We start from the raw sequence: 9,330 nt of genomic DNA, 5'->3' as shown, positions 1-9,330 counted from the left end.
GTTCTTGGGTGTGTTCTGAGTCTTGGCGCCGGCTGCATCGCCGGGCCGGGGGCGGCGCAGGTCTTGCCGCAGACCCTCGAGAACGAAGCCGCGCGCCAGCAGCGCGAGATCGAGCGTCAGACCGCGCCGCAGCGTCAGCGCGGTCCGGCCGTGGTGGCGCCCGCGCCGGGCCCAAAGCTTGAATTCCCCGCCGGCGGGACGACGGTGGTGCTCACCCGCATCGAGTTCGGCGATTCCAAGTTTCTGAGCCCCGCCGAGCTCGACGCCATTCGGGCGCGCTATCTCGGCCGGCGCGTCGATCTCGCGGAGATCGGCAGGCTGGTCCAATCGGTCAACGACCTCTATGCCGAGAAGGGGCAGATCACCGCGAGCGCCGTGCTGCCGCCGCAGAAGCTCGATGGCGGCGTGCTCAAGGTCCGGCTCGTTGAGGGGCGTGTCGGCAAGGTCAGCCTCAGCGGCGCTGTCCAGACCTGGCCCTGGTATATCCGCTCGCAGGTGCCGATCAGCGAAGGCGAGGTCGTCGATGTTCCGGCGCTTAACCGCGAAGTCTCGATCTTCAACCGGCTCAACGAAACGCAGATCCGCGCCCAGCTCGCCGTCGGCGCGAGTTTCGGGCTGACGGACATCGAGCTCGCCTTGACCGAGCCGGCGCGGAACGTCGTCCAGCTCTCCTACGACAATCAGGGTGTGCTCTCGACCGGGCGCTATCAGGGCACCTTGTTCCTGCGTCATCACAACCTGCTCGGCATCGACGACAGGGTGATCCTCTACGGCTCGCGCGCCCGTGGCAGCATCCTCGGCAGCGGCAGCTATACGCTGCCGGTGACGCCCTGGGGCACGCGCCTCGGCGTGAGCTTTACGCGCTCCGCCTATCGGATCGTCACCGGGCCGACCCGCGAGTTGCGGCCCGATGGCATCTCGGAGAGCGGCTCGCTGACGCTGTCCCAGCCGATCTTCGCGACTGACATCGTTCTGCTTCAGGCGACGGGGGCGATTGGCCGCGGCCGCAGCCGCAGCAAGCTCGTCGAGGTCAACACGGTCGACAGCAACTATATCCGTACCATGGCGGGTGCCTCGCTGAGCCTGACGCTACCGAGCCTCAACCATTCCACCAGCGTGAACTGGACGCAGATCGCGCATGAGGACACGCTGGCTGGCGCCAAGCGCAACTATACGATCTGGACCGGCAACAGCGCCTCGCTCTGGCGGATCAGCGACGATCTCTACGGCTCGATGGTAGGGGCCGGGCAGTATACGGCCGAGTCGCAATTGCCCGGTGACCAGATCTTCCAGATCGGCGGGCCGACGACCGTCCGCGGCTATCCGATCGGCAGCGCCTTCGGCAATTCGGGTTTTTACGGCCAGGCGGAGCTGCACTATTCTCTGCCCGATCCGTTGCGGTCGTTGGAAACGTTCGTGTTCCTGGATCACGGCCAGACCTATCTGAATGCGTCGAGGGTGACGCGCGCGACATCCGTCGGCGCCGGCCTGGTCTGGCGCCCTGTCGACTGGGCGTCGCTCGAAGGCGGTCTCGGGCGGCCGCTGCAGCGCGTCTCGGCGCTTCAGCGCGATGTCGAGCTTTATTTCCGGCTTACGCTGCGCAAGAGCATCTGAGCCTGTTCGTGAGGACCTGACCATGGCGCCGCTGCCGCTCTTCTATTCAAGCATCACCGTGCTCGACCGCAACCAGCATCGCGAGGCGCGGATCTCGTCCGCTGACAAGCCTTATGGCTTTGCGGCTGGCGCGCATGTCTTGCCGGCGCTGATGCCGGAATTCGCGATCGGCTGCCGGGACATGCCGATTCTCTTCCTGGAGGAAAGCGGCGTAGTTTCGCCGCTGTTCATGGTCGGGATGCGCCCTGGCGAGAGCCGCTTTGTCGACCCGGACGGGCGCTGGCGCGGCCAACATCCGCCGGCCTATTTGCGGCGCTATCCTTTCGTCGGCGGCGAGGTCTCGGCCGAGCAGCAGGTCATCTGCGTTGACGGTGGCTTTGCCGGTCTGCAGAACGAGCAGGGCGAGCGCCTCTTCAGCGAGGAGGGGGAGCCGACCGAGGCCCTGCAGCGGATCATCGCCTTCGTCGGCGAATATTCCGACGCGGCCAAGGCAACGGCGGCTTTCACCGCCGAGCTGAAGGCTCTCGATCTGTTCCAGACAATCAACATCGAGATTCGGTCACCCGATCGCGCGACCTCGAATTTCTCCGGCTTCGCGGCGGTGAGCGAAGAGCGGCTCAACGCGCTGCCGGACGAGACCTGGCTAGATCTGCGGCGCAAGGGCTATCTGGCGCCCATCCACGCCCATTTGATCAGCCTGATGAACTTCGCTTTGCTCGGCGAGCGCCCGCAATAGGGTTGGCGCCGCGCGTCGCGTCGAAGATTCAAGCCGACGCGGCCCGTGCGGCATCGATTTCTCCGATACCATTCACGAAGAGCCCGATCGTTTCGCGGGCTATGTGATCGACCGAGAGCGGCCCGGCCGGATCATGCCAGCGCGCGATCCAGCTCAGCGCGCCCGCCGCGGCGAAGGCGAGCAGTTTTGGATCGCAGGTGCGGATCGAGCCGTCGGCGATGCCGGCTTCGATCAAACCACGGAAGCGCTTGTCGATCTTGCCCTTGAGGGCGCGCAGGTCCTTGCGCGTCTCGGCGGGGAGAGGGTCTTCGCCGACGAGGATCAGGCAGCGGCCGAAATCCTCGGTGACGATGTGGGCGTATTCGGTCCAGAGCACGATCAGCCGCTCGAGGCCGCTGCCGCCGCTGCGCCGGGCTTCAGCCGAGGCGGCGGCGGCGTCGAGCCGTTCCAGTCCGATCCGCACGCATTCGAACAGGATCTCGTCCTTGCTGCGGACATAGTGGTAGATCGTCGGCTTGGTGACGTTCAGCCGCTCGGCGACATCGTCGAGCGAGGTGCGGTGGAAGCCCTGCTCGGCGAAGGCCTGCGCCGCGACGCGCAGCACGGCCTCGCGCTTGAGGGCCCGCTCGCGCTCGCGCTGCGCCGGCGTCTTCCAGAGGGCTGTCGCCATATCCGGCTCAGGCCCGTTCGATCGCGAGCGCGATGCCCTGGCCGCCGCCGATGCACATTGTCACCAGCCCGTAGCGTCCGCCGGTGCGCTTGAGCTCATAGGCCGCCTTCAGCGTGATGATCGCGCCGGTCGCGCCGACGGGATGGCCGAGCGCGATCGCGCCGCCATTGGGATTGACCTTGGCCGGATCAAAGCCGAGTTCCTTGGCGACGGCGCAGGCCTGGGCCGCGAAGGCCTCGTTCGACTCGATCACGTCGAAATCCCCGAGTGCGAGCCCCGTACGATTCAGAAGCGCCTGCACCGCCGGCACCGGGCCGATGCCCATCACGCCGGGTTCGACGCCGGCATGGGCATAGCCGACGATACGCGCCAGGATCGGCTTGCCCTCGCGGCCGGCGCGCCCCTCTTCCATCAGCACCATCGCGGCGGCGCCGTCATTGATGCCCGAGGCGTTGCCGGGCGTGACCGTGCCGTCCTTCTTGAAGGTCGGGCGCAGCCCCTTCAGCGTCTCCGCCGTCGTGCCGGGCTTGGCATGCTCGTCGGTGTCGAAGCTGATCATGTCGCGGCCCTTGCGAACCTCGACCGGCAGAATCTGCTCCTTGAAGCGGCCGGCATTGATCGCCTCGCCGGCGCGGCGCTGGCTCTCGGCGGCGAAGGCGTCCTGCGCCTCGCGGTCGATGCCGTAGCGCTCGGCGACGTTCTCGGCGGTGATGCCCATGATGCCATTGCCGAACGGGTCGGTCAGGATGCCGGTCAGGTGGTCGGAGGCGACGGTGTCGCCCATGCGCTGGCCGAAGCGGGCGGTCGACAAGAGGTGCGGCGCGCGGCTCATCGTCTCCGCTCCGCCGGCGACGGCGGTGTCGCAATCCCCGAGCATGATCGCCTGCGCGGCGGAGACGATCGCCTGCACGCCGGAGCCGCAGAGCCGGTTCAGCGTCAAGGCCGGCACCTCGACCGGGATGCCGGCATCGATCGCCGCGATGCGGGCGAGATAGGCATCCTTGGATTCGGTCAGGATCACGTTGCCGAACACGACATGGCCCACCTCTGAGGCCGGCAGGTCGGCGCGGCGCAGCGCCTCGCCGACGCAAGCAGCGCCGAGCGCGGTCGGGGCATGGCCGGAGAGCGCCCCGCCGAAGGTTCCGATCGCGGTGCGCACACCCGCGGTGATGACGACATGTCGGCTCATGGTGGTTCTCCTCAAACGGGTTCGGCCTGCCGCTCAGGCTTGTACAGGGCCTCGATCTCGGCGGCGTATTTCTTCGCGATGCTCGCTCGCCGGACCTTCATCGTCGCGGTGACCTCGTCATCGTCATGATCGAGTTCCTTGACGAGCAGGTGGAAGCGCTTGAGCTGCGCCACCGGCGCGAGCTGGCTGTTCGCCCGCTCGATCTCGGCGGCGACGAGTTCGCGCACGCGCTCATGCTCGGCGAGGCTGCGGAAATGGGTGAAGGCGATACGGTTCTCCTCGGCCCATTTGCCGACGGTCTCGCCGTCGATCTGGATCAGGGCGGAGGGATAGCGGCGCCCGTCGGCCACGACGATGCACTCCTTGATGAAGGCGCTGCCCTTGACCGTGTTCTCGATCTCGGATGGGCTGAGGTTCTTGCCGCCGGCGGTGATCATGATGTCTTTCAGCCGGTCGACGATCCGGACCTGGCCGGCCTCGATCACGGCGACGTCGCCGGTGTGCAGCCAGCCCTCGCGCAGCACGCCTTGCGTCGCCTCGGGATTGCGGAAATAGCCCTCGAAGACGATGTCGCCGCGCACCAGCAATTCGCCTTGGTCGCCGAGACGAACCTCTGCGCCCGCGACCGCCTCGCCGACTGAAGCAGGCAGCAGATGGTCGAGGCGCTGTCCGGTCGCCATGCCGGAGGTCTCGGTCAGCCCATAGACCTCGACCAGCGGCACGCCGAGCGTGCGGAAGAACTGGACGATGCGCGGCGGGATCGGCGCCGCCCCGGTCAACGCGATCTTCGCCTTGCGCAGGCCGATGAAGTTCTGCAGCGCCCGGAAGATGACGAGTTGAAAGAAGGTTGCGAGCGCTTTCTCGCGCAGGCTGCGTGCGGAGTTCGGCTTGGTGGCGAAGGGCTCGCAGGCGGCAAGGCCGGCCTCGAACAGGCGCCGGCGCCAGCCGCCGGCCTCCATCAGCTTGATGTGGATCGCCGCGTGCAGCTTCTCCCAGATGCGGGGCACGCCGAGGAAGAGCGTCGGCGCGATCTCGCGCAGATCCTCCTGCACGGTGCGGATCGACTCGCCGAAGGAGACGCAGGAGCCGGCATAGATCGGCGCCATCGTGCTCAGCATCTGCTCGGCGACATGGCAGAGGGGCAGATAGGACAGGTTGGTCGTACTCGCATCGTAGCCGAGCCGCTCGACCACGCCGGCCGCCTGGGCGCGCATGTTGCGATAGCTCAGCATCGCCCCCTTGGGCTTGCCGGTCGAACCCGAGGTGTAGACCATCAGGCCGATATCGGCGGAGGTCTGCGCGGCGAGGCAGGCCTCGACCAGCCCGGGATGTTTCGCTTCATGTTCCGAGCCGAGGCGCAGCACCTCGGCGAAGGATAAGACAAGCTCGGAGGCGTAACCCCGCAGGCCCTTGGGGTCGATCACCACGATCCGCTTCAGCCGCGGCAATTCCTCCAGCCGCTCCAGCACCTTGTCGGTCTGCTCCTGGTCCTCGCAGACCACGATCTCGACCTCGGCATGGCCCAGCACATAGGCGACCTCGTTGGCCGGGCTGGTTGCGTAGACGCCGACCGCGACCGCATTGACCATGCCGGCGCCGAGCTGGGCGACAACCCATTCCGCCCGGTTCTCCGAGAGGATGCCGACATGCCCGCCTTCGGCGAGGCCGAGCGCGCGCAGTCCGAGGCCGAACTGGCGGGCCTGGCGATCGTATTCCGCCCAGTTGATCGGCAGCCAGATGCCGAAATCCTTCTGCCTGAGCGCGATGCGCTCCGGCATGGTCCGCGCATTCTCGCGCAGCATCTGCGGCAGAGTGAGGTTCGGAAGCTCGTGCATCGCCGCCATCCTCACGAGAGCCAGCGCTTGCGGCGCTTGTAGTGCTTGATGTCGCGATAGCTGCGCTCAGCCCCGGCGCCGCCGAGGCCGAGATAGAATTCGCGCACGTCCTGGTCGCGCATCAGCTTCTCGACCGGCCCGTCGATCACGACCTTGCCCATTTCGAGGATGTAGCCGTAATTCGCCACCGCGAAGGCGACGGCGGCGTTCTGCTCGACCAGCAGCATCGAGACCTTCTGCTCGGCATTGATGCGGGCGATGATCGCGAAGATCTCCTCGACCAACTTGGGGGCCAGGCCGAGCGAGGGCTCGTCGAGCAGGATCAGCGATGGCCGCGCGATCAGCGCGCGGCCGATCGCCAGCATCTGCTGCTCGCCGCCGGACAGATAGCCGGCGAGCCCCTTGCGGCGCTCATGCAGCCTTGGGAAGTAGTTGTAGACGAGGTCGAAATCGGCCGCGGGCAATTTGCGCCCGCTCAGCGCGAAGGTCGCGGCGGTGAGGTTCTCCTCGACGGAGAGGTCCTCGAAAATCCGCCGCCCCTCCATGACATGGAAGAGTCCGCGCCGGACGAGCCCATGCGGGGTGAGCGCCGCGATATCGTCGCCGCGGAAGCGGATGGCGCCGGCGGTGACGTCGCCATCCTCGAGCGAGAGCAGGTTCGACACCGCCTTCAGCAGCGTCGACTTGCCGGCGCCGTTCGAGCCGAGAAGGGCGACGATCTCGCCCTCCGGCACCTGCAGCGACAGCCCGCGCAGCACCTGCACTGTCCGGTTATAGACCACCTCGACATTGTTGACGTCGAGCACCGGGGAGCTCATCGCGCTTTCCCTTACCCCGTCTTTCCGGGACGCCGCGCAGCGGCGGGCCCGGAATCCATGAACACTGATCCTTCGAGGAAGATGCTCGCGCTGTCCGCGCCTACTGGTTCATCGCCATGATCATGGGTTCCGGGCCCGGGCCTACGGCCCGTCCCGGAATGACGATGCGGTTCCAGCGCGAGCCCTCTCACAGCTTGATCCAGTCGGAAGCCGGCTGCATCTGCTTGGCCTTGGCGTCGAAGCGGTAGATGCGCCCGACCGGCACGGAATTGCCGGGGATCGAGATCGGCACGCCGAACAGCCCGCCGGTGTCGAAATCCTTGATGCTGTTGAGCCCGGCCTTGAGATTGGCGCCGGTAAGCTCCTTGCCGGCGTCGAGCGTGCGCTTCACCGCCTCGGCCATCAGCATGGCGGTGACGAAGCCCTGCAGATAGCCGGTCGACTGGTATTCCGGGCGCATCTGCCGGATCTTCTCCAGCATCGGCGAGGAACCGTCCTTGTCGTAGTAATAGCGGTACGGCATCACGCCCATGAAGCCCTCGGCGGCGTCGCCCATGCGCTGCACGGTCGAGTTGTCCATGGTCCAGAACGTGCCCATGAACTGGCTCTTCATGCCCATCTGCTTCGCCTGGGTGACGAATTCCGGGATCGGCGCCAGCACATAGCCGTGGAAGATGGTGAAGTCGGGATTGGCGCGGCGCAGCTTCAGCACCTCGGTCGAGACGTCGACGCTGCCCGGCGGCGTCACGATCTTCTCGACGACGCTGAGCTTGAGTTCCTTGGCGACCGCCTCGCTCGGCCCGATCGGATCGCGCCCGAACTCGCTGTCGGAATAGACGAAGGCGACGCGCGCGCCCGGCTTCTCCTTGGCGATGTAGCGCAGGAGAATGCCGAACATCTCGGTGTAGTCGGGCCCGGCCATGAACTGCAGCGGGAACTTCTTGGGATCGTTGAGCTCGGTCGCGAAGGAGGCGCCGGCCATGATCATGCTGCCGCGGCGCTCGAGCTCGGGATTGATCGTCTTCGAGAAGCCGGTCGAGTCGCCATAGTAGAGCGAGACCTTCTCCTGGCCGGTGATCTTGTTGAAGGCCGCGACCGAGGCGTCGACCTTGTAGGCGGTGTCCTCGGCGACATACTTGATCTTGCGGCCCTTGATGCCGCCGCCATCGTTCAGGATCTTGAGATAGTCCTGGATGCCGGCATGGATGCCGACGCCGGCAAAGGCGAAGACGCCCGTCAGCGGGATCGAGCCGCCGAGCACGATGTCGCCGCCCTCCTGCGCCGCGAGCGGCCTGACGCCGAGCGCCAATCCGCCGGCGAGCGCTGCGGTGCCGGCGAGAAGCTGGCGCCTGTCGAGAGTCGTATTCGTCATCTCATCCTCCCTAGGGTTGGCTGCTCTTGCCGGCAGCGGTTTTCAGCGAAGTGCTCAGGTCCTGAACGGCCAGAGATGGAAGAAGCGGCGCAGCCGCCGCCAGATCTCGGCGAGGCCGCGCGGCTCGAAGATCAGGAAGCCGACGATCAGCGCGCCGAAGACGATGGTGCGCACCGGCGCCAGCGCTGCGAGCGCGTCCGGGTAGATCGGCGTCGCCCAGTTGGCGACGAACTTCAAAAGCTCCGGCACGAGCGTCATGAAGACCGCGCCGAGGATGCCGCCGAGGATCGTGCCCATGCCGCCGACGATGATCGCGGCGAGGTAGAAGATCGAATTGACCAGCGGGAAGCTCTCGGGCGTGACGACGCGGAAGAAATAGGCCCAGAGCCCGCCGGCGAGCCCGGCATAGAAGGAGGAGATCGCAAAGCTGGTCAGCTTGTAGCGCAGCAGCGGAATGCCGAGCACCTCGGCCGAGATGTCGCGGTCGCGGATGGCGATGAAGGCGCGGCCGATCCTGGTGCGCAACAGGTTGGCCGCGCCGAGCACCATCAGGCAGGTCACCGGCAAGATCAGCCAATAGAGCGAGAAGGGCTGGTCGAGGGTGAGGCCGAACAGGCGTGCCGGCGGCATCGACAGGCCGCGCGACTCGCCGGTCAGCGACCCGTGCGAGAACAGGAAATGCAGGATGACCGAGGCCGCGATCGTCGCGATGGCGAGATAGAGCCCCTTCACCTTGAGGCTGGGAATGCCGACGAGGACGCCGATCGCCGCGGCGAAACCGGCGCCGACCAGAAGGTTGATGAAGAACGGTGTACCGAGCCTGATCTCCAGCACGGCGACGGTGTAGGCGCCAACGCTCATGAAGGCGGCCTGGCCGAGGCTGACGAGGCCGGTATAGCCGGTGAGCAGGTTCAGGCCGGTCGCGCTCGCGACATTGATCGCGCAGAGGCAGGCGAGGAAGAGCCAGTAGGGGCTGGCGACGAAGGGAAAGGCGATCGCGGCGAGCGCGAGCAGCACCAGCAGGCCGCGCTGCACGGAAGTGTCGAACAGCGCCTCGTCGGCGGCGTAGCTGGTCTTGAGCGTGCCGATCCGCATG

8 protein-coding genes are annotated in these 9,330 nt (G+C 66.8%); 2 read left to right on the top strand and 6 right to left on the bottom strand.

The features are described 5' to 3' along the window. Positions 1-63 precede the first annotated feature (63 nt). A complete protein-coding gene (locus tag ACFPOB_RS15435) occupies positions 64-1,614 on the top strand; it encodes a ShlB/FhaC/HecB family hemolysin secretion/activation protein (protein WP_377799308.1) in 1,551 nt (516 codons plus the stop codon). A gap of 22 nt (positions 1,615-1,636) precedes the next feature. Beyond that, positions 1,637-2,350, top strand: coding sequence for a SapC family protein (locus ACFPOB_RS15430; protein ID WP_377799307.1), 714 nt, complete (start codon positions 1,637-1,639; stop codon positions 2,348-2,350). A 28-nt stretch (positions 2,351-2,378) separates the two neighbouring features. Here the strand turns inward: ACFPOB_RS15430 and ACFPOB_RS15425 are convergent, their stop codons facing one another. The 6 genes from ACFPOB_RS15425 to ACFPOB_RS15400 all read right to left on the bottom strand — a co-directional run bounded on the left by ACFPOB_RS15425 (position 2,379) and on the right by ACFPOB_RS15400 (position 9,329). Continuing rightward, entirely contained in the window at positions 2,379-3,020 is a 642-nt protein-coding gene (locus ACFPOB_RS15425) for a TetR/AcrR family transcriptional regulator (protein WP_377799306.1), read from the bottom strand. A 7-nt stretch (positions 3,021-3,027) separates the two neighbouring features. Further along, on the bottom strand, positions 3,028-4,209 hold the full coding sequence (bktB, locus tag ACFPOB_RS15420; RefSeq protein WP_377799305.1) for a beta-ketothiolase BktB: 1,182 nt from the start codon (positions 4,207-4,209) through the stop codon (positions 3,028-3,030). Positions 4,210-4,220: 11 nt separating this feature from the next. Then, positions 4,221-6,044, bottom strand: a complete 1,824-nt coding sequence (locus ACFPOB_RS15415; RefSeq protein WP_377799304.1) for an AMP-dependent synthetase/ligase — start codon at positions 6,042-6,044, stop codon at positions 4,221-4,223. Between the two features lie 11 nt (positions 6,045-6,055). Beyond that, on the bottom strand, positions 6,056-6,862 hold the full coding sequence (locus tag ACFPOB_RS15410) for an ABC transporter ATP-binding protein (RefSeq protein ID WP_377799303.1): 807 nt from the start codon (positions 6,860-6,862) through the stop codon (positions 6,056-6,058). A 187-nt stretch (positions 6,863-7,049) separates the two neighbouring features. Continuing rightward, the gene (locus ACFPOB_RS15405) at positions 7,050-8,234 is read right to left on the bottom strand and encodes an ABC transporter substrate-binding protein (protein ID WP_377799302.1); all 1,185 of its coding nucleotides are present in this window, start codon (positions 8,232-8,234) and stop codon (positions 7,050-7,052) included. 54 nt (positions 8,235-8,288) lie between these two features. After that, positions 8,289-9,329 (bottom strand): branched-chain amino acid ABC transporter permease, encoded by a 1,041-nt coding sequence (locus ACFPOB_RS15400; protein ID WP_377799301.1) that lies wholly within the window; start codon positions 9,327-9,329, stop codon positions 8,289-8,291. Position 9,330 lies beyond the last annotated feature (1 nt).

This window comes from Allobosea eneae (assembly GCF_042657265.1).
Lineage (GTDB): Bacteria > Pseudomonadota > Alphaproteobacteria > Rhizobiales > Beijerinckiaceae > Allobosea > Allobosea eneae.
The sequence above is the reverse complement of the archived record's forward strand: the minus strand, read 5'-3'. Positions and strand labels throughout refer to the sequence as shown.